Source organism: Mycobacterium gordonae (genome assembly GCF_001417955.2).
Classification (GTDB): domain Bacteria; phylum Actinomycetota; class Actinomycetes; order Mycobacteriales; family Mycobacteriaceae; genus Mycobacterium; species Mycobacterium gordonae_B.
This window is the reverse complement of record NZ_LKTM01000341.1, coordinates 21756-41586: the sequence shown is the minus strand read 5'-3', so window position 1 is coordinate 41586 and position 19831 is coordinate 21756. Positions and strand designations below refer to the sequence as shown.

16 protein-coding genes and 2 pseudogenes are annotated in these 19831 nt (G+C 67.9%); 8 read left to right on the top strand and 10 right to left on the bottom strand.

The features are described from left to right. Positions 1-640: pseudogene (locus AO501_RS38430) on the top strand (PE family protein); the annotation flags it as partial. 1 nt (position 641) lies between these two features. On the opposite strand, the gene AO501_RS24710 reads toward AO501_RS38430, so the two are convergent. The 6 genes from AO501_RS24710 to ligD form a co-directional block, all read right to left on the bottom strand. Then, positions 642-2039: a nitrate/nitrite transporter gene (locus AO501_RS24710; RefSeq protein WP_055580220.1), complete on the bottom strand. Its 1398-nt coding sequence runs from the start codon at positions 2037-2039 to the stop codon at positions 642-644. A 123-nt stretch (positions 2040-2162) separates the two neighbouring features. Continuing rightward, complete coding sequence (locus AO501_RS24705; RefSeq protein WP_055580219.1) at positions 2163-2696, bottom strand: GNAT family N-acetyltransferase; 534 nt, start codon at positions 2694-2696, stop codon at positions 2163-2165. A gap of 24 nt (positions 2697-2720) precedes the next feature. Then, the gene (locus AO501_RS24700; protein WP_055580218.1) at positions 2721-3599 is read right to left on the bottom strand and encodes a 5-oxoprolinase/urea amidolyase family protein; all 879 of its coding nucleotides are present in this window, start codon (positions 3597-3599) and stop codon (positions 2721-2723) included. A gap of 10 nt (positions 3600-3609) precedes the next feature. Then, positions 3610-4278, bottom strand: a complete 669-nt coding sequence (locus AO501_RS24695; RefSeq protein ID WP_055580217.1) for a 5-oxoprolinase subunit B family protein — start codon at positions 4276-4278, stop codon at positions 3610-3612. 85 nt (positions 4279-4363) lie between these two features. Then, a complete protein-coding gene (locus AO501_RS24690; protein ID WP_055580216.1) occupies positions 4364-5353 on the bottom strand; it encodes an ABC transporter substrate-binding protein in 990 nt (329 codons plus the stop codon). 32 nt (positions 5354-5385) lie between these two features. Beyond that, entirely contained in the window at positions 5386-6633 is a 1248-nt protein-coding gene (ligD, locus tag AO501_RS24685; protein WP_055580215.1) for a non-homologous end-joining DNA ligase, read from the bottom strand. A 69-nt stretch (positions 6634-6702) separates the two neighbouring features. Here ligD and fadD2 point away from each other — a divergent pair. Continuing rightward, positions 6703-8370: pseudogene (gene fadD2 / locus AO501_RS24680) on the top strand (long-chain-fatty-acid--CoA ligase FadD2); the annotation flags it as partial. Between the two features lie 212 nt (positions 8371-8582). On the opposite strand, the gene AO501_RS24675 reads toward fadD2, so the two are convergent. The 3 genes from AO501_RS24675 to AO501_RS24665 form a co-directional block, all read right to left on the bottom strand. After that, on the bottom strand, positions 8583-10757 hold the full coding sequence (locus tag AO501_RS24675; RefSeq protein ID WP_055580214.1) for an acyl-CoA dehydrogenase: 2175 nt from the start codon (positions 10755-10757) through the stop codon (positions 8583-8585). A gap of 68 nt (positions 10758-10825) precedes the next feature. Further along, complete coding sequence (locus AO501_RS24670) at positions 10826-11941, bottom strand: alpha/beta hydrolase (RefSeq protein ID WP_197419942.1); 1116 nt, start codon at positions 11939-11941, stop codon at positions 10826-10828. Further along, entirely contained in the window at positions 11938-12564 is a 627-nt protein-coding gene (locus tag AO501_RS24665) for a TetR/AcrR family transcriptional regulator (protein ID WP_156452763.1), read from the bottom strand. Before AO501_RS24665 ends, AO501_RS24670 begins: the two co-directional genes overlap by 4 nt. Positions 12565-12638: 74 nt before the next feature. Between AO501_RS24665 and AO501_RS24660 the strand changes: the two genes are divergently transcribed. Continuing rightward, a complete protein-coding gene (locus AO501_RS24660) occupies positions 12639-13220 on the top strand; it encodes a VOC family protein (protein ID WP_055580212.1) in 582 nt (193 codons plus the stop codon). A 17-nt stretch (positions 13221-13237) separates the two neighbouring features. Beyond that, positions 13238-13783, top strand: coding sequence for a hypothetical protein (locus AO501_RS24655; RefSeq protein WP_055580211.1), 546 nt, complete (start codon positions 13238-13240; stop codon positions 13781-13783). Here AO501_RS24655 and AO501_RS24650 read toward each other — a convergent pair. Further along, a complete protein-coding gene (locus AO501_RS24650) occupies positions 13710-14414 on the bottom strand; it encodes a TetR/AcrR family transcriptional regulator (RefSeq protein WP_055580210.1) in 705 nt (234 codons plus the stop codon). The two genes, AO501_RS24655 and AO501_RS24650, sit on opposite strands and share 74 nt — an antisense overlap. Positions 14415-14494: 80 nt before the next feature. Here AO501_RS24650 and AO501_RS24645 point away from each other — a divergent pair, with 80 nt between their 5' ends. From AO501_RS24645 to AO501_RS24630, 4 genes are all read left to right on the top strand, one after another. After that, positions 14495-15400, top strand: coding sequence for an oxygenase MpaB family protein (locus tag AO501_RS24645; RefSeq protein WP_055580209.1), 906 nt, complete (start codon positions 14495-14497; stop codon positions 15398-15400). An 87-nt stretch (positions 15401-15487) separates the two neighbouring features. Beyond that, the gene (locus tag AO501_RS24640) at positions 15488-17107 is read left to right on the top strand and encodes a PPE family protein (protein WP_055580221.1); all 1620 of its coding nucleotides are present in this window, start codon (positions 15488-15490) and stop codon (positions 17105-17107) included. Between the two features lie 199 nt (positions 17108-17306). Further along, positions 17307-18203, top strand: a complete 897-nt coding sequence (locus tag AO501_RS24635; protein WP_055580208.1) for a class I SAM-dependent methyltransferase — start codon at positions 17307-17309, stop codon at positions 18201-18203. A gap of 107 nt (positions 18204-18310) precedes the next feature. Continuing rightward, a complete protein-coding gene (locus AO501_RS24630) occupies positions 18311-19744 on the top strand; it encodes a PPE family protein (RefSeq protein ID WP_055580207.1) in 1434 nt (477 codons plus the stop codon). The last annotated feature ends 87 nt before the right edge of the window (positions 19745-19831 follow it).

The following is a 19831-nucleotide window of genomic DNA, read 5'->3' as shown; positions in this document are numbered from 1 at the left end:
CGGTTCCGCCGGCGGCAGTGGTGGTTCCGGCGGCGGGCACTACTACATCGATTCGTCGTCCACCAACGCCGCCTACAGCTCAGGCGGAAACTCGTTCGGCGGCAACGGCGGACGGGGCGGCGGCGGCGGCGAGGGCGGCCACGGAGGCCAGGGTGGCGCCGGTGGCGCGGGCGGAAACGCCGGGGCCGGCGGGATGCTGGCCGGTAACGGCGGAGCAGGTGGCTTCGGCGGGGCCGGTGGTGCCGGGGGCAGCGGCGGTCTGGGTGGCCACGGTGGCAACGGTGCCGCCGGCGGCAACGCCGGCGCCCCCTCCGGAACCGCGTTCGGCGGCTTCGGCGGCGCCGGCGGTGACGCCGGCCGCGGCGGTGACGGAGGCAACGGGGGCAACGCGGGTACCGGCGGGACCGGCGGACGCGGCGGACTGATCGGGTGGGACGGCGCGGGCGGCGGCTTCGGTGACGGCGGAGCGGGGGGAGCCGGTGGCTCCCGGGGTGACGCCGGCACCGGCGGCGCGGCCGGGCTCGGCCTGGGGTCTACTGGCTACGACGGCCTGGCCGGAGCCGACGGACTGAGCAGCCCGGACTTCGACGGGACCCCGGGCACTGCCGGCTACCCCGGCCCGACAGTCAAGCGCGCGTGATCTACACGTATGCCAGGCCGGTGCGGCCGGCCGCGGTTGCGCCAAGCGGCCTGCGCACGTAGATCGCCCACGTCAGTACCGAGGCGGCGATGTAGAACCCGACAAAGACCCAGAACGCCGACGTCGCGGTACCGTAGCTCGAATAAGACTGTCGCAGAGCGAGATTGACGCCGACGCCGCCCAGCGCGCCGACGGCCCCGGCGAACCCGATCAGTGCGCCGGACATCGAACGCGACCACTGCCGTCGTTCGGCCTCACTCACCGGCAGTGAATGGCTGCGGGCTTCGAAGATCGACGGGATCATCTTGTACACAGAGCCGTTGCCGATCCCGGACAGGATGAACAACGCCACAAAGCCCACCACGTAACCGATCATCGTGGAGGCCGGTGCGGGGCCGGTGCGGTGATCGCCGAAAGTACTTACGCTGACCAGTATTCCGGCCGCGAGGATCATCGCGCAGAACACGCCCAGGGTGACCCGCCCACCGCCGATCCGGTCGGCCAGCCGGCCCCCGTACACCCGCGACAGCGAACCCAGCAGCGGTCCCAGAAAGGCGATCTGGGCAGCATGCAGGGCGGCTTGCCCCGTGCTCTGCCCGCCCGCGATGAAGTTGATCTGCAACACCTGGCCGAACGCGAACGAGAATCCGATGAACGAGCCGAAGGTGCCGATGTAAAGCGTTGAGATCACCCAGGTGTGCGGCTCGGACAGCACCTTGCGCATGGTGTGCATCTCGATGCGGTACTGCTTGAGGTTGTCCATGTACAACGCCGCGCCGATACCGGCCACTGCCAGCAGCACCAGGTACACCGCGCAGACCCAGTACGGCCTGCGGTCGCCGGCGGTGGCGATCACCAGCAGGCCGACCAGCTGGATCATCGGCACTCCGAGGTTGCCGCCACCGGCGTTGAGTGCCAGCGCCCAGCCTTTGAGCCGTTGCGGATAGAACGCGTTGATGTTCGTCATGGAGGAGGCGAAGTTGCCGCCGCCGAGTCCGGCGAGCGCGGCGCACACCAGATACGGCCACCGCGGCAGGCCCGGATTGGCCAGCAGCACAATGGTTCCGACGGTCGGGACAAGCAGCACCACCGCCGAGAAGACGGTCCAGTTGCGGCCGCCGAACTTCGCGGTCGCGAAGGTGTAGGGGAACCGCAGGCAGCCGCCCACCAGCGTCGCCGTGGCGCCCAGCAGGAATTTGTCTCCGGCGGAGAACCCGTACACCGACGCCGGCATGAACAGCACCATCACCGACCAGATCGACCAGACGGAGAATCCGACGTGTTCGGCGGCCACCGACCAGATCAGGTTGCGCCGGGCGATGTCCTTGTTGCCCGCCTCCCACGCGACCACATCTTCGGGATCCCAGTCGGAGATAACGTGCGAACGGCGGGCCAGCATGAAGACTCCTAACGTCATCGAACTTGCCGATCACGCTAGAAATCCATTGTTGCCCGATCGCTTCCGTCACCGACCCGGGTGTGTGAACTTCCGATCACCCCGCCGACCACCGTGGTGTGAGGCTTACCAGACGTCTCCGTCGCGCCAGTCGCACATCAACTCCGCGGAGGTGTCCAGGGTCACGCTCACCGGCAGGACGAATATCGAACCGTCGTCATCGGGAGTGCGGGCCGGGCCGGTGGGAGCCAGCACCGACGTCGGGCCGAGCCAGGGCAGCCAGCCCCGGGCCGCATACAACCCGCGGGCGTCCACCGTCGAGCTGAGCGCACCGAGTTGGTAGGCGCCACGCATCACCTGCTCGGCCCCGTCCAGGAGCGCGCGAACCAACCCCTGCCCGCGCCAATCCTCGCGTACCGCAACACCTTCCACGTACCCACAACGCAGCGCCCGGTCATGGTAGATCAGTCGCCGCTGCACCACCGCGGCGTGCGCGATGATCGCGCCGTGGTGCCAGACCAGTGCGTGCATCCCGCCCAGGGTGTGTTCCCAGTCGGTGTCGGTGAAGTCATCGGCGAACGCTGTGGTGACCATCTGATAGATGCTCTGGCGCGTGTGAGTGTCCAGATCGGCGGTGTGGACCAACCGTGCGGTGTGCACGGTGCTTGTTCTACCAGGCCCGGCCTATCCCGCTCGCCGTGGCCGTGCCCAGTGCAGCCGCACGTGCTGTCCGGGCCGCACCTGGGCGGCCTTGTCGATGTCCTCGTCGACCACCACACCGATCACCGGATATCCGCCGGTGACCGGGTGATCGGGCCCCAGAATCACCGGCAGGCCGTTGGGGGGCACCTGAATGGCGCCGCGCGTCGCGCCCTCGCTGGGTAGCTGCCGGTCCGGCTCGCGGTGCTGCAGCGGACGCCCGACCAGGCGCATGCCCACCCGGTCGCTGCGGTCGGAGGCCACCCAGTCGGTGCGGACCAGGATGTCGGGGTCGACGAACCAGTCGTCGCGCGGCCCGGGTATCGCCAGCAGCTCGACGGCGTCCGTGGTGATGGCGGCCACCGGGGCCTGGTCCAGTTCGGGGTAGTCGTCGGTGTGGTCGCCGATCGGCAGCACGTCGCCGGCCTGTAACGGCAAGGGGCCGATCGCCGACATCACGTCGTAGCTGCGCGAGCCGAGCACCGGCGTCACGCAGATGCCGCCGCGCACCGCCAGATACGTCCGCAGCCCGGCCCGCGGGGTGCCCAGCGATATCACCTGTCCGTCACGGACATGGTGAATGCTGTTGGTGCCGAACATGACTCCGTTGACGGTGGGATCGGTGTCGGCGCCCGTCACCGCGATGTCCAGGTCGCCGCCACGAACCCGGGCGGTCAGACCGCCGAACGTCACCTCGACGGTGGCCCGGTCGTCGGGGTTGGCGACCAGTCGGTTGGCCAGCGTGTGCGAGCGGCGGTCGGCGGCGCCGGACGGGCCGACGCCCAGGTGGGCGAGTCCGGAGCGGCCGAGGTCCTGAACGATCGCCAGCGGCCCGGTGCGCAGGATTTCCAGAGTGGGGGTCATGACCGGCTCCCTAACCGGCCCGGAACCGGACCCACCGGCCCTGCGTGAGCAGCGCGGGTTCGGGTCGATCGATGTCCCACAACACCGCGTCGGTGTGGCCGATGATCTGCCAGCCGCCCGGTGACTGCCGCGGATAGACCGCGCTGAATTCGCCGGCCAGGGCCACCGCGCCGGCCGGCACCGAGGTTCGGGGCTCGGATCGACGCGGCACGCGAAGCCGCTCGTCGCCGCCGATCAGGTAGGCGAAGCCCGGGGCGAAGCCACCGAACCCCACCCGCCACCGGGTGGCGGTGTGTGCGTTGATGACCTGCGCGGGACTCAGGCCGGTGTGACCGGCGACGTGGGCCAGATCAGGGCCGTCGTAGACGACGTCGATCACGATGTCGTCAGCCGGATCGCCGGGGCTGGGGTGCGCCGCGTCGGCGACCACCCGCAACCTTCTGATGCGCTGCCTGGTGACGCCCTGGAAACGCGGTCCCTCGAGTTTCACCAGGACCGTGACCGAGGCCGGGACGATGTCCACGACGCCGGGTAAGCGCGCCGCCCGTAGCGTCTGCGTCCACGCCAAAACCTCGGCGGTGCTGTCACACTGCAGGATCAGTGCTTGGTCGCCGTAGTCGACCACGGTGGTTGCCAAGTCGAGGCCCCCCGAGAACTCGGTGATCTCCGTCACACTCATCTTTCGACGGTAGCTCTGGCCACCAACGCCTTGCGAGCGAATTCGAGCACTGCCAGAGGTGCCTTAGCAAACGCTCAGAGCGTCATCAGCCCAGGATCTTGGCAAGCTGCGGAGGCAGCTGATCGGCGACCAGGGGATAGCTCAGCGGCGATGCGAATGCGATTGCTCCGGCCAGGTCTTTCCCCGTGAAGATATGGCGCTTCTGCGCGGTCGCCTGCGCCGCTGCCACCTCGGGGTCGGCCAGCAGCGCCTGCTCCTCCTCAGGGCTCTCCGTCGACCAGATCACCACGTCGGCGGCGTCCAGCACGTCTTTGATGTGATCGCGGGGGATCACCGCCCGGTGGTCGGCGGCGTAGGGCTTGATGCTGTCGGCGACCACCAGCCCCATCTGGTTCAGAAAATCGGTGCGCCAGCCGGCCACGGTTGCCACGATCGTGCCCTGCCAGATGCGGCCCTGCATCAGCAGCGCCTTGCGACCCTTCCAGGACGGATTCTTCTGCCCTACATCGGTGAACCTGCCGTCGACGGCGTTGACCAGGGTCTTCATCTGATCGGCCTGGAACACCGCCTGGCCGATCGCGGCGGCCTGGTCCTTCCATGGCTCGAAGAACGCGTCGCCGTCGGACTGGGCGATGGTCGGGGCAATCGCGGAGAGCTTCTGGTACGTGTCGGAGTCCAGGCCGGCGTTGGTCGCCACGATCAGGTCCGGCTTGAGGCCGGCGATCTGATCCACCTGTATCCCGTTGTCCAGGTTCAGCAGAACCGGTTGTGCCGCAGCAAGTTTCGGCTGCGCCCAGGGCCATACCCCGAACGGCTGGTCGCCGAACCAGTTGGTCACCGCGATCGGCACCACGCCCACGGCCAGCAGGTCGTCCTGTTCGGTGTAGCCGGCGCTCACCACCCGCTTCGGCGGCTGTTTCACGACGGTCTGGCCGAACAGGTGCGTGACCGTCACCGAACCGCCGCCGGCCGATCCGGACGCCGGCTTGGGGTCGGAGCACGCAGCAATCAGCCCGGCGACCCCCGTCACCCCGGCGGCCTGCAGAAACCCCCGCCGACTCCATCCCTGGTGCACAGCGAGAGAGTATCGCGTGTCTTACCGAACCGTCAGTTACGTGGCTTCTTTCCAGGGCTCGGCTTTGGTGTGTAGCCCACCCAAGGGGAGTAATCGGCGATCAGGTCTTCCTGGGGCGGACGCTGGTCGGCGGGTACGTGCTGCAGGTTGATCCGGATCCGGTACCAGATCGAACTGGGCCCGCGCATGCCGTCGACCAGCACGTCGACCGGCTGCAGCAGTGCGGCCGCCGCGGGATGCCGCTCCCGCCAGGCGTCCAGTGCGGACATCGCCTCGTCTTTGGTCTTGGTGCGGGCCACCTCGATCAACGGCATCACCGATTGCCGCCGGCCATCGGCGGACTTCTTGGCGCCGCGCGGCGCCTTCTCCGGGGGACCCAGTTCGTCGGCCAGTCCCAGCAATTGATCGAGGCTGCCGCTCACGTCGTCCATCCCGGCCCACGGGTCGCCCAGCTCGGCGAACCGGTCAGGCACCGTGGTGATGGTGAACTCCTCGGGCCGGCACCCGGGTACCTCATCCCAGCGCAGCGGTGTGGAAACCCGGGCGTCGGGGGTGGCGCGCACCGAGTAGGCCGACGCGACGGTGCGGTCCTTCGCATTCTGGTTGAAGTCGACGAAGACGCCCTCGCGTTCCTCCTTCCACCACCGGCTGGTCGCCAGGTCGGGTGCGCGCCGTTCGACCTCGCGTGCGACGGTCTGCGCGGCGAGGCGCACTTTGGCGAACGGCCAGTGCGGGGCGATCCGGGCATAGACATGGAACCCGCGTGACCCCGACGTCTTGGGCCAGGGGGTCAGGCCGTAGTCCTCGAGAACCTCCCGGGCCACCAGGGCAACGTCGACGATGCGCCGCCAGTCCACACCGGGCATCGGGTCCAGGTCGACCCGCAGCTCGTCGGGGTGCTCGAGATCGTTGGCGCGCACCGGATGTGGGTTCAGGTCGACGCAACCCGTGTTGATCACCCAGACCAGTCCGGCGGCATCGTGGATGACGGCCTCGTCGGCGTAGGTGCCCGACGCGTAGCGCAGCGTGGCGACGTCCACAAAGTCCGGCCGGTTGGCCGGCGCGCGCTTCTGGAACACCGCCTCCTCGGTGATGCCCTTGACGAAGCGTTTGAGGATCATCGGCCGTTCCGCCACCCCGCGCAGCGCGCCGTCGGCGACGCTGAGGTAGTAACGCACCAGGTCGAGCTTGGTGATGCCCTGATCAGGGAAAACAACCTTGTCCGGATGCGTGATGGTGACCTCGCGGCCGGTCACGTCCAGCGACACGGGTTTGGTCATAGAACTCGATGGTAATTCGGGGGAAACCTACCGATCGCTTTGCGACCTCCGTCACATATGGTGAGGAACATGCCTAATCTCAGCGACCTGCCCGGGCAGATCCCTGCCAAGATTCAGCAGTACGTCGAACGCGGCGCTGCCGAACTGCACTATGTGCGCAAGATCTTTGAAGCGGGCGCATTCAAGATCGAGTCGCCCCTCAAAACCGCGGCGATGGCGGCCGATATCGCCAAGTGGGGCGAATTCGGCATGCTGCCGTCGCTGAACGCGCGGCGCCATCCCGATGCCCGGGCAGTCATCGACGAGGAAGGCGAGCTCACCTACCAGGAGCTCGACGAGGCCGCCCACGCCGTCGCCAACGGCCTGATCGAGATGGGCGTCAAGGGTGGCGACGGGGTGGCCATCCTGGCCCGCAACACCCGGTGGTTCGTCATCGCCAACTACGGCGCCGCCCGGGCCGGTGCCCGCATCATCCTGCTGAACAGCGAATTCTCCGGTCCGCAGGTCAAAGAGGTCTCCGAGCGCGAGGGCGCCAAGGTGATCATCTATGACGACGAGTACACCAAGGTGGTCAGCAAGGCCGAGCCGGAGCTGGGCAAGCTGCGGGCGCTGGGCACCAACCCGGACAGTGACGAGGATTCGGGCAGCAAGGACGAGACGCTGGCCGACCTGATCAAGCGCAGCAGCAAAGAACCGGCGCCCAAGGCCAGCAAGCACGCGTCGATCATCATTCTGACCAGCGGAACCACCGGCACGCCGAAGGGCGCCAACCGCAGCACTCCGCCTACGCTGGCGCCGGTCGGCGGCATCTTGTCGCACGTGCCGTTCAAGGCCAACGAGATCACCTCGCTGCCGGCGCCGATGTTCCACGCGCTGGGCTACCTGCACGCCACCATCGCGATGTTCCTGGGCTCGACGCTGGTGCTGCGCCGCAAGTTCAAGCCGCCGCTGGTGCTCGAAGACCTCGAGAAGCACAAGGCGACCGCCATGGTGGTGGTGCCGGTGATGCTGTCGCGTCTCCTGGACGCCATCGAGAAGATGGACAAGAAGCCCGACCTGTCGCACTTGAAGATCATCTTCGTGTCCGGGTCGCAGCTGGGCGCCGAGCTGGCGACGCGGGCGCTCAAGGACTTCGGACCGGTCATCTACAACATGTACGGCTCCACCGAGATCGCGTTCGCGACCATCGCCGGACCCAAGGACCTGGAGAAGAACGCCGCGACGGTCGGACCCGTGGTCAAGGGCGTCAAGGTCAAGATACTCGACGACAACGGCAAGGAGAAGCCGCAGGGCGAGGTGGGCCGGATCTTCGTCGGAAACGCCTTCCCCTTCGAGGGTTACACCGGCGGCGGTCACAAGCAGATCATCGACGGTCTGATGTCCTCGGGTGACGTCGGCTATTTCGACGAGGACGGTCTGCTCTACGTCTCCGGACGCGATGACGAGATGATCGTCTCCGGGGGCGAGAACGTGTTCCCGGCCGAGGTCGAGGACTGCCTCAGCGGGCATCCCGAAGTGGTGGAGGCCACCGCGATCGGCGTCGAGGACAAGGACTGGGGTCACCGGCTGCGTGCCTTCGTGGTCAAGAAGGACGGCTCCGACGTCGACGAGGACACCCTGAAGAAGCACGTGAAGGAAGAGCTGGCCCGCTACAAGGTGCCGCGCGAGGTCATCTTCCTCGACGAGTTGCCGCGCAACCCGACCGGCAAGATCCTCAAGCGCGAACTGCGCGAGTTGGATGTCGACGACAAGGACAAGGCCGCGGACAAGGCCAAGGACCTCGCCAAAGACGCCGAGAAGAAGGGCGACAAGGGCGAAAAGAAGGCCGACGACAAGGCCGACGAAAAAGCCGACGAGAAGGTCGAGTGAACCTTTCGCGTCGAGCGTGAACCTACGGCGGGAAAATCGCGGAAATACCGCCACAGGTTCACGCTCGAGGAGGCCTTGGCTTACGGGTCGCGGGGCAGTCCCAGCAGCCGCTCGGCGATGATGTTGAGTTGCACCTCCGAGGTGCCGCCGTAGATGGTGGTGGCCCGGCTGGACAGTAGATAGTCGCCCCACTTGCCCTGCGGGGTGTCGGGGTCGCCGATCACGGCGTCCGTTCCGAAGGACGACACCGCGAACTCGGCGTAGCCCTGCCCGGTGCGCATCGACAGCAGCTTGGAGATGGCCGCCGACGGCATCGCGTCGCCGCCGGCCAGGGTCAACAGCGTGGAACGCAGGTTGAGCACCTTGGCGGCGTGGCCCTCGGCGATCAACTGGCCGGCGCGGTGCCGGGCGACCTGGTCGAAATGGCCGTCCCGGACAAACTCGACGAACTGCGGCAGGCTCGCCAGGAAGTTCAGGTCGCTACCGCCGATCGAAACCCGTTCGGCGGTAAGGGTATTGCGGCTGACCTCCCACCCCCGGTTCACCTCGCCCAGCACATATTCGTCCGGCACGAACACGTCGTCGATGTAGACGGTGTTGAAGAACTCCTGCCCGGTGAGTTCGCGCAGCGGCTTGACCGTCACGCCCTCGCTCTTCATGTCGAGCAGGAAGTAGGTGATGCCGTTGTGTTTAGGAGCGTTGGGATCCGTTCTGGCCAGCAGTGCACCCCACTGCGAGAACTGCGCGGCCGTGGTCCAGATCTTCTGCCCGGTGATGCGCCAGCCGCCGTCCACCTTGGTCGCCTTGGTGGACAGGCCGGCCAAGTCGGATCCGGCTCCGGGCTCGGAAAACAGTTGGCACCAGATCATTTCGCCCCGGAACGTCGGAGGCAGGAAACGCTGTTGCTGCTCCTCGGTGCCGAACGCGACGATGGACGGGATGATCCAGGCGGCGATGCCGACCTGCGGGCGCTTGACCCGCCCGGCGGTGAATTCCTGGGAGATGATCACCTGCTCGACGGGACTCGACGCCCGGCCCCACGGCTTGGGCAGATACGGCAGCACCCACCCGGCCTCGGCGATCGCGACGGTGCGCTCGGCGCGATCCATGTCCTTGAACGCCGCCACCTCGGCGCGGATCTCGGCGCGCAGCTTCTCGGTGGCGGGATCCAGATCGATGTCGACCGCGCGCATCCCGGTGGTGGTGGCGGTGTCGACCACCCGTTGCGGGTATTCCGAGGCGCGGCCGAAACAGGCCGCCAGCAACAGGGCCCGGCGGTAGTAGACGTTGGTGTCGTGCTCCCAGGTGAAGCCGATGCCGCCGTGCACCTGAATGCAGTCCTGCGTGCACCGCTGGGCAGCGGCCGGTGCCAGCGTCGCGGCCACGGCAGCGGCGAACCCCAGGTGCTCGCTGTCCTCGTCCAACGCGCGGGCCGCGTCCCACACCGCGGCGGTGGCCCGCTCGGTGTCGGCCATCATCTCGGCGCACTTGTGCTTGATGGCCTGGAACTGTCCGATCGGCCGGCCGAACTGTTCGCGGATCTTGGCGTAGGCCGATGCGGTTTCGGTCGCCCAGCGCGCCACCCCCACCGCCTCGGCCGACAGCAACGTCGTCATCAGCGCGTGCGCCTTCGTCATGCTCAAGTTGGCCAGTACCACGTCGTCGCCCACTTCGATCGCGTTGGCGCAGACGTCGGCGATGGGCCGCAGCGGATCGATGCATCGCACCGGCGTTATCTCCAGCTGCTCGGCGCGCAGCACCACCCACTCCTCCCCGCTGTCGATGGCAACCGGCAGCACCAGGACGGAGGCCTGCGCGGCGGCGGGGACCGCGCGCACTTCGCCGCGGATCACGAGCACGTCACCCTGTCGGGTGGCCGTCAGTCCCGAATCAAGCGCATAGGCGCCGATCGCCGCCCCGGACGCCAGCTCGGCCAGTACCTTGGCGTCCGGGTCGTGCGCCGCGATCAGCGCGCTCGCGATCGCCGACGGCACAAACGGCCCGGGCACCGCGCCGTGACCGAATTCGGCCAGCACGATGGCCAGCTCGAGCAGGCCGAAACCCTGCCCGCCGACGGATTCGGCGAGATGCACGCCCTGCAGGCCCTGCTCGGCGGCGGCCTGCCAGTACGGCGGTGGATTGTCCACCGGTGTCTCCAGCGCGGCATGCAGAACTTCCGACGGCGCTACCCGCGCCACCAGGGACCGCACTGAATCGGCCAGGTCTTGATGTTCAGGGGTGATCGCGATCGGCATTGGTCGCCTTCCCATCGATTCGCGGGTTCGCTTTCCAAGCTAACAACCAGTGGGTTGGTCAGCGACAGCTAGCCCCACCGTTGCCCGATCCACGCCGCGATGGTGTCGGCCTGCGCGTCGCGGGCGCCGGGGGTGGTGAAGTAGTGATCGGTGTCGATCGCGGCCTGTGATTTGTCGGAGCCGGCCAGTGCGTCGTAGATGCGCAGAGCATCCGACGGGAAGACTCCGGTGTCGGCTTCGGCGTTGATCACCAGCGCGGGGCAGGTGATGCGGCGCAGGTGCGGCTCGGCCCTCGTCTGGGCCGCCCGCAGGCTCCACATGCCCAGCCAGCTGCGCAGCGTGCAGGCGGCGGCGATCCCGAGTGCGGACCGGTTGGCCTTCACCGGCGGGCCTGCGTAACACGAATTGGGTTGCCGCTTGGTGGGTTCGAGGGTCGGGTCGACCATGCGGGGGTCGGCCCAGGTGCGCATCACGGTGAATGGGCGATCGAAGAAGCCCGCGGCGCGAACGCGTTTGAGTTCGGCTTCGGCCCAATCGGTGATGGCGTGGTTACGCGCCTGCTGTGCCGCCCGGTAGCGCTGTACGAACTCCGGTGAATACGGCGGGCCGTTCTTCTCGTTGAACAGGTCCAGTTCGGGATCGGTTGCCACGGGGTCGTTCTCGTCGACGACGGCACCGTCCATCCAGGCGGTGAGCACGTCGGGCCGCCCGGGGTGGGCGGCGGTGGCGACGTATCCGTCGGCAGCGGGCAGGTCGGTGACGCCGGTGGCCGGACGCATGCCCTCCAGCGGCGTCACGTTCGGATCCACGGCCTGGGACTGATAGGCCGACATCAACGAGCCGCCACCGGAATTACCCAGCAGCACAACCGTTTCGACGCCCGCCTGCTCACGCAACCAACGCACGCCCACCCCGATGTCGACCAGCGCGTGATCGAGCAGAAAGCTGCTTTCGAAGCCCCGAAAGCGGGTGTTCCAGCCCAGGAACCCGATGCCTCGGGCGGCCAGATACTCGGCGATGTAGTGCTCGGAGAAATCGATCTGGTAGTGCGTGGCGATCATCGCCGTCTTGGGCCGCTGCCCGGCCGCGTGGTGATAGAGACCCTGGCACGGGTGCCCACCGGCCCCCGCGCGTCCCGCGGTCGGCGACGGCAATCCGATGAATTCACGGATGATCTCGGTCAAGAGCGACGCTCCTCGCTGTAGATGGCCCGGTAGTAGATGTTGGCCAGCGTCCGGATGCAGGCCTGGTCGTCCGGGCCATCGGGGTCCCGGGTGAGCTGGATATAGCAGAACTGGTTGAACATGGCGACTATCGCCTCAGCCAGCAACTGGGGATCGTCGTCGGGGCAGTAACCCTGCCGCTGGGCGCGTCTGACCGACTCGGCGATGAAAGATATTGGAATAGAGCACATCTCGGCCCAATGATCGGCAAAGTCGGGGTTGACCATTGCCAGTTGCGAGACGCTGATCATCTCCGCGAGGCGATGCCGGTAGGTCTGCCAGTGTGCGGCGGCGGCCTGATGGGCACGCTCGCGTTCGGACAGGCCGTGCTCGGTCACCGCTGCCGCGCGCTCGCCGGCCTCGTCGCGGAAACGCAGCGCCCATTGGCGCACCATCGCCTCTTTGGAGTCGTAGTAGTTGTAAAACGACGCGGCCGAGCGGCCCGCCTCCGCCGCGATGTCGGCGATGGTCGTCGCAAGTATTCCCTTGCGCGCGATCACCTTTCGGGCAGCGGCGTCGATCGCGGCCTGGGTGCGCCGGCCGCGGTGGGTGGGGCGCCCGGTCGGTACTGCCGTGCTCGTCACGCGCACCTTCCCCTGGAAACCAACCTGAATCTGATGTTAGATTCAGGTTTCGATCTTAGGTAGGAGTCGCGAAGATGATCAAGCCGCACAACACCAACAGCGAGTTCGAACTCGGCGGAATCAACCACGTCGCGCTGGTGTGCTCGGATATGGAGCGCACCGTGGACTTCTACAGCAACGTCCTCGGCATGCCGCTGATCAAGTCCCTCGACCTGCCTGGTGGCGCGGGGCAGCACTTCTTCTTCGACGCCGGCAACGGCGACTGCGTCGCGTTCTTCTGGTTCGCCGAAGCGGCGGACCGGGTGCCGGGAATCTCGTCGCCCGGTGCGCTACCGGGCCTCGGCGACATCACCAGCGCGGTGAGCACCATGAATCACCTGGCCTTCCACGTGCCGGCCGAGAAGTTCGACGCCTACCGGCAGCGGCTGAAGGACAAGGGCGTGCGGGTCGGCCCGGTGCTCAACCACGACGAGAGTCCGATGCAGGTGTCCGCCACGGTGCACCCAGGGGTGTACGTGCGCTCGTTCTATTTCCAGGACCCGGATGGCATTATGTTGGAATTCGCCTGCTGGGTAAGGGAATTCACTGAAGCGGACACACCGGCGGTGCCCCGGACCGCCGCCGATCGCCGCCCGCCGGTGGCGGCGGCCCGTTAGCCGCCGATACTTTGAGGGTGACCGAGGGCATTCTCACTGACGAACAGATCGAAGCGCTGAGCCCCGAGCAGCGGCGGGAGTTGATCACCCGGCTGGAAAAGCCGCTGAGCGAACTGGAAGATCCTGAGGTCCTGGCCCGGATGCGGCGCATCCGACTCGGTCTGATCGTCGGCGGCCTGATCGTGATGATCCCGTGGATCGGCTACCTGTCGGTCACGCTGCCGCAGAAGTACGTGGCCCACAACTGGCCCGCCACCTGGATCGGCTTCGACATCCTGTTGCTCGGGTTCATGGCGGCCACTGCGGTGCTGGGGTTCTTGCGCCGGCAGTTGATCGTGCTCACCGGGTTCACCACCGGCGTGCTGCTGATCTGCGACGGCTGGTTCGACCTGATGACCGCCAAACCGGAGGACGCCGCCGTGTCGGTGGTCACCGCCATGCTGATTCAGGCGCCAATGGCGTTCCTGCTGATCTCCGGGGCCCTGCGGATCATGCGCCTGACGTGGTTGCGTCTGTGGCTGCATCCCGATATGCGGGTGTGGCAGGTTCCGCTGATGCCTTAGCCGGCCGGTAGAGGCTGGGCTCGGTGAGTTCGACGAGCAGCGAGGCCAGATGGTCGGCGAGTTCATCGGGGGTCATTTTCACGTCGCCCTCCAGCCATGCGCTGAGGGCCTGCCCGACGCCGCCGACGGCGAAGTGCGCCGCTGCCGTCACGTGCTGATTCGCCGGTGCCCCCAGCACGTTCATCACGTGCTGGCCGGAAATGAAGGCAAACAGGGCGCTGGACTCGGCCCGTTTGCGCATCACGACGGCGTTTGCCAGTTTGGTGCTGAACACTAAACGGCCGATTCGGGGGTCTTCCGCGACCGTGTCCACCACGACCCCCATCCCGGCGCGGGCCTGGTCATAGGTCGGTCCCGAAGCCGCGGCGGCCTGCATGTTGGTGGCGAGTTTGGCGATCACCCAGTCGTAGACGTGCTCGACCAACTCGTCTTTGTCGCCGAAGCTCTCGTAGAAATAGCGGGCCGACAGGCCGGCGCGCTGGCAGACGCTGCGGACCGTCAACTCCGGGTCATCGGGAGAGCCGAGCAGGTCCAGTCCTGCCTGCAATAACTGGCTGCGGCGCGCGGCCGACCGCTCGGCTGCCTCGATGCCGCGATACGGCCGCGCGCTCTGGGACGTCATGGCACCCATCTTGACATCGGGGGGCGGCAACAGACAATATCAGGAAACGTGTGTTTTCAAAATTATGGCGCAATTGCCGGGAGTCGACGATGACGATTGAACAGACCGCGCGCCGCCGCGTTCCTCACGTCGAGCGGCCGATCTCCGACCCGCCGCGGCCGTCGGGCAGGAGCCGTCAGCGGATCGCCAAGGACTACAGCCTGATGGGTTTGGCGCTGCTGGCCGGCCCGGCCAACGTGATCATGGAGTTGTCGCTCCCCGGCGTCGGCCACGGCGTGGCCGAGAGCCGCGTGGAGAGCGGGCGCATCGATCGCCATCCCATCAAGCGGGCCCGCACCACGTTCACCTACATCGCGGTCGCCAACGCCGGCACCGACACCCAGAAGGCGGCCTTTCGCCGCGCCGTGAACCGTGCGCACGCGCAGGTCTACTCCACGCCCGAGAGCCCGGTGTCCTACAACGCGTTCGACCCGGAACTGCAGTTGTGGGTGGCCGCGTGCATCTTCAAGGGCGGTATCGACATTTATCGCCTATTCGTCGGTGAGCTGGACGACGAAGAGGCCGACCGCCTTTACCGGGAAGGCATGTCGATCGGCACCACCCTGCAGGTGCCGCCGGAGATGTGGCCGGCGGATCGAGCGGCTTTCGACAAGTACTGGCAGGAGTCCTTGGAGAAGGTGCACATCGACGAAACCGTCCGGGAATTCCTGTATCCGATCGCCGTTGCCCGGATCAAGGGCGTGCCGCTGCCGGAGTGGGTGCGTGCTCCCCTGGAAGGTGTCGCGCTGCTGATCACCACCGGCTTCCTGCCGCAACGGTTTCGCGACGAGATGCGGCTGCCGTGGGACGACGCCAAGCAGCGGCAGTTCGACGGGCTGATGTCGGTGATCGGTGCGGTGAACGGCCTGATGCCCAAGGTGGTTCGGCAGTTCCCGTTCAACCTGATGCTGTGGGACCTCGATCGACGGATCAAGAGCGGTAAGCCGCTGGTCTGAGCGGAGTCGCCCGGACGCCGTATTGAAAACGATTGTCAAAATCAGTAACCTCCAAAGCCAGGGCTCGGCGGCAGAGGGGTGTTCGGCATGGCCACGTTGTGGATGGCAGCGCCACCAGAGGTGCACTCGACGCTGCTGAGTAGCGGGCCCGGCCCTGGCGCGTGGTTGGCGGGAGCCGCGGCGTGGTCGGCGCTCAGCGTCGAATACACCGAGGTCGCCGACGAATTGCTGGCGTTGTTGGCCGCCGTTCAGGGTGGGGCCTGGGAGGGGCCGACCGCGGCGCAGTATGTCGCCGCACACCAGCCGTATCTGGCGTGGCTGACGCAGGCAGGCACCATCAGTGCGGACGCCGCCGTCCAACACGAGACCGCGGCCGCCGCCTACACCACAGCCCTGGCGGCCATGCCGACGCTGGTCGAGTTGGCGGCCAACCACGCGATACATGGTGTGCTCGTCGCAACCAACTTCTTCGGGATCAACACCATCCCGATCGCCCTCAACGAAGCCGACTACGCGCGGATGTGGATCCAGGCGGCCACCACCATGGCTACTTACGACGCGGTGTCGAGCGCCGCCGCGACGTCGGTTCCGGCAACTGCGCCCGCGCCCGAGATCGTGGCGGCCGAGGACGACCACGGGGACGACGATCACGATCACGACGAAGACGGGGACCACGACCACGGGGACGATCACGACCACGGGGAAGACGGCCACGAGGACCACGACCACGGGGACCCGACCCCGCTGGACTACCTGATCGCCGACGTGTTGCGCGCGGTGACCGGCGGGCAGATCGACTGGGATCCCCTTGAGGGCACCCTGAACGGCATCCACATGCACGACATCAGCGACGCCACCCAGCCCATCTGGTGGGTTGCGCGTTCCCTGGAGTTCGGCCAGCAGTTCGAGACTTTCGTCCAGCAGCTGTTCACCAATCCCGCAGGCGCCATCGAGTACGTTGTCCAACTCGCCGAATTCGACTGGCCCACCCACCTGGCCCAGCTCGTGCCGCTGTTGCAATCCCCGCAGTTGCTGTCCTTCGCGGTGGGCGGCGCCGTCGCGAACCTCGGCGCGGTGAGTGGCCTGGCCGGGCTGGCCGGACTCGGCGGCATACCGCCGGCGACGGTCGCGGCGGTCGTGCCACCGGTCGCTGCCGCGGCACCTGCCCTCGCAGTCGCCGGACCGGCTCCCAGCGTGGTGGCCTCGGCGGCCCCCGCCGCGCCGGCGCCGACGACGGTGACCGCGACGAGCACGGTGACCAGCGTCGGGACGGCGCCGCCGGCCGGTGGGCCTGCCGGTGGCTTCGGATTTCCCTATCTGATCGGCGGTGGGCCGGGTATCGGGTTCGGTTCCGGGATGAGCGCGAGTGCCGCTGCCAGCAGGAAGGCTTCGGAGCCCGACCTTGCCGCGGCGGCGGCTGCTGCGGAGGCACGTGAACAGGCCCGCGCGCGCCGCCGCCGGCGCACGGCGATCCGCGACCATGGCGATGAGTTCGCCGATATGAACGTAGGCGTCGACCCGGACTGGGCAGCGCCCCCGGGATCGGCGGCGTCGGAAGCCGGTGCCGGGAGATTCGGTTTCGCCGGCACCGTGCGTAAAGAATCCGTTGGCGATGCGGCGGGATTGACCACGCTGGCCGACGACGAGTTCGGCGGCGGGCCGAAGGCGCCGATGCTGCCCAGCACCTGGGACACAGCCGGGTCCTGACGGCGGCGACCCGTCCCCCGCAAGCGGGAGGTGCCCCCAGCGCCCGGCTGCGCCGCGCTTGCGATCGGCGAGTCCCGTTGGCGGCGACCCGCGGCGCCCGGCTGCGCCGCGCTTGCGATCGCCGGGCCTGATAGCGGCGACCCGCGGCGCCCGGCTGCGCCGCGCTTGCGATCGCCGGGGGCCGCGTAGGGTCGGTTGGGTGCGAAGCGAACGCGACAGCTGGGACATCACAACGAGTGTCGGATCGACGGCGCTGTTCGTCGCCACCGCGCGGGCCTTGGAGGCCAAGAAGCCCGAGCCGCTGGTCGTCGACCCCTATGCGGAACTGTTCTGCCGGGCCGTCGGCGGATCCTGGGTCGATGTGCTGGACGGCAACGCCCCAGACCACGAGCTGCTCAGCGACGACTTCGGACGGCACTTCGTCAACTTCCAGGCCGCCCGCACCAAGTACTTCGACGCGTATTTCCAGCGCGCCGCGGCTGCGGGGGCGCGGCAGGTGGTGATCCTGGCCGCCGGGCTGGATTCGCGGGCCTACCGGCTGCCGTGGCCGGACGGAACCACCGTTTACGAGCTCGATCAGCCGCAAGTTCTCGACTTCAAGAGGGAGGTGCTGGCCGAGCACGGCGTGCAACCGCGTGCCCAGCGCCGCGAGATCGCCGTAGACCTCCGCGACGACTGGTCGGCAGCTCTGCAGGACAATGGCTTCGATCCCACCCAGTTCTCCGCCTGGATCGCCGAGGGGCTGCTGATCTACCTGCCGGCCGCCGCGCAGGAGCAGCTGTTCACCGGCATCGACGCGCTGGCCAGCCTTGGCAGCCACGTCGCCGTCGAGGACGGTGCCCCGATGCCCGCCGACGAGTTCCAGGCCAAGGTCGAAGAAGAACGCGCTGCCGCCGAGGAGCGCCCGTTCTTCCAATTGGTCTACAACGAACGCTGCGCCCCGGCCGCCGAATGGTTCGGCGACCACGGCTGGACCGCTATCGGCACGCCGCTCAACGACTACCTGCGGGAGGTCGGTCGGCCGATACCCGATGCCGACTCCGAGGCGGCGCCGATGTTCGCCCGTAACACGCTGGTGAGCGCCGCCAAGCCGTAGCTCCGCCGCCGCGATTCTATGAGTCGCAAAAGAGCTTCCTATATATAGGGAACTTTTCCCGATGTCTGTCCGACCTATTCTCTGTGCCGGTAGTGCCGTGGGGGGCCATGCCGCCCGAGGTCCATTCGGCCCAGCTCAGCAGCGGGCCTGGACCCGGGGGCTGGCTGGCGGCGGCCCAGGCCTGGCACTCACTGAGTGCCGACTACGCCTCCGCCGCTGACGAACTGATCAATGTCCTGGGTGCGGTGCAGGCCGGCGCGTGGGAGGGGCCGACTGCCACGCGCTACGTGGCTGCTCACCTGCCGTATCTGCAGTGGCTGCTGCGGGCCGGCGCGCACAGCGCCGACGCCGCGGCACAACAGGAATCCGCTGCGGCCGCCTACGCCGCGGCGCTCGCATCGATGCCGACTCTGGCCGAACTTGCTGCCAACCACGTGGTGCACTCCGCGCTGGTCACGACAAACTTCTTCGGGATCAATACCATTCCCATCGCGCTCAACGAGGCCGACTATGTCCGGATGTGGATTCAAGCCGCCGACACGATGACCGCGTACCAGGCGGTCACCGACTCGGCGGTGGCGTCGGTGTCACCGGAGGAGGCGGCGCCCCCGATCGTCGCCCAGGAGGACGGCGACGAAGGCGACAACGGCGACGGGATCATCGACAACGACGGTGGCGACCCGACTCAGGCGAGCTGGTGGGTCAACCGGGTTACCGAGGTCACCCAGACGGTGGCCAGGGATCTGGAGGAATTTCCCGAGAATCCGTCCGCGGCGATCTCAGAGCTGGAGAACGACCTGCCCCTGCTGCTGGCCGACGAGATCGACCACGTCGGTGAGGTGATCAGCACCTTTCCGCAGTTGCAAACTCTGGTGCCCCTCGCGCTCGCAGCGCCGCTGGGCGGCACCGGGTTCGCCGGGACGGCGGGGCTGGCCGGCCTGGCCGCCATCGCGCCCGCCCCGGTGACGCCTGCGGTGCCCGCGGCCCCCGCTGTGCCGGCCGCCAACCTGCCCACCGTCGCGAGCTCACCGGTCCTTTCCGCCACGGCCCCCGCTCCGAGCCCGACGCCGTCCCCCTCGTCACCAGCGCCCACGGCCGCGACTCCGGCACCGGCAGCGGCCGTACCGGCACCACCCGGCGCAGGACCTGCCCCATTTCCCTATCTGGTCGGCGGGCCGGGCGCCGGATTCGGATCGACGATGGGTTCCATAGCCCGGCGCACGGCGGTTGCGCCGGATCCGGCCGCGGCGCCGGCAGCGGCCGCGGTGTCGCAGCGCGGTCAGGAGCGGGCCCGCCGGCGGCGGCCGGCGACCCTGCCGGACCGGGGTTACCGTCACGAATTCGTGGATTCGGAATCCGAGCCGGCGGCCGCTGGAGCGGGCACCATCGGCTTCGCCGGGACGCTGCCCCGGGGCTCTGTCACCGACGCGGGAGGTCTGGCGAAGCTGACCGACGGCGGGCTGGGAGGCGCAACGGTGGCGCCGATGCTGCCCCACACCTGGGCGCCTGACGGAGAGCGACCCGACCCCCGGTGTTGTTAATGAAAACCATATTCAGTAAGCTTCAGTACCCTGGCCCCCCGCTGTTCTCGGCAGTGGAAAATGCGCAGGTCAAAGGCTTTAAGGCAG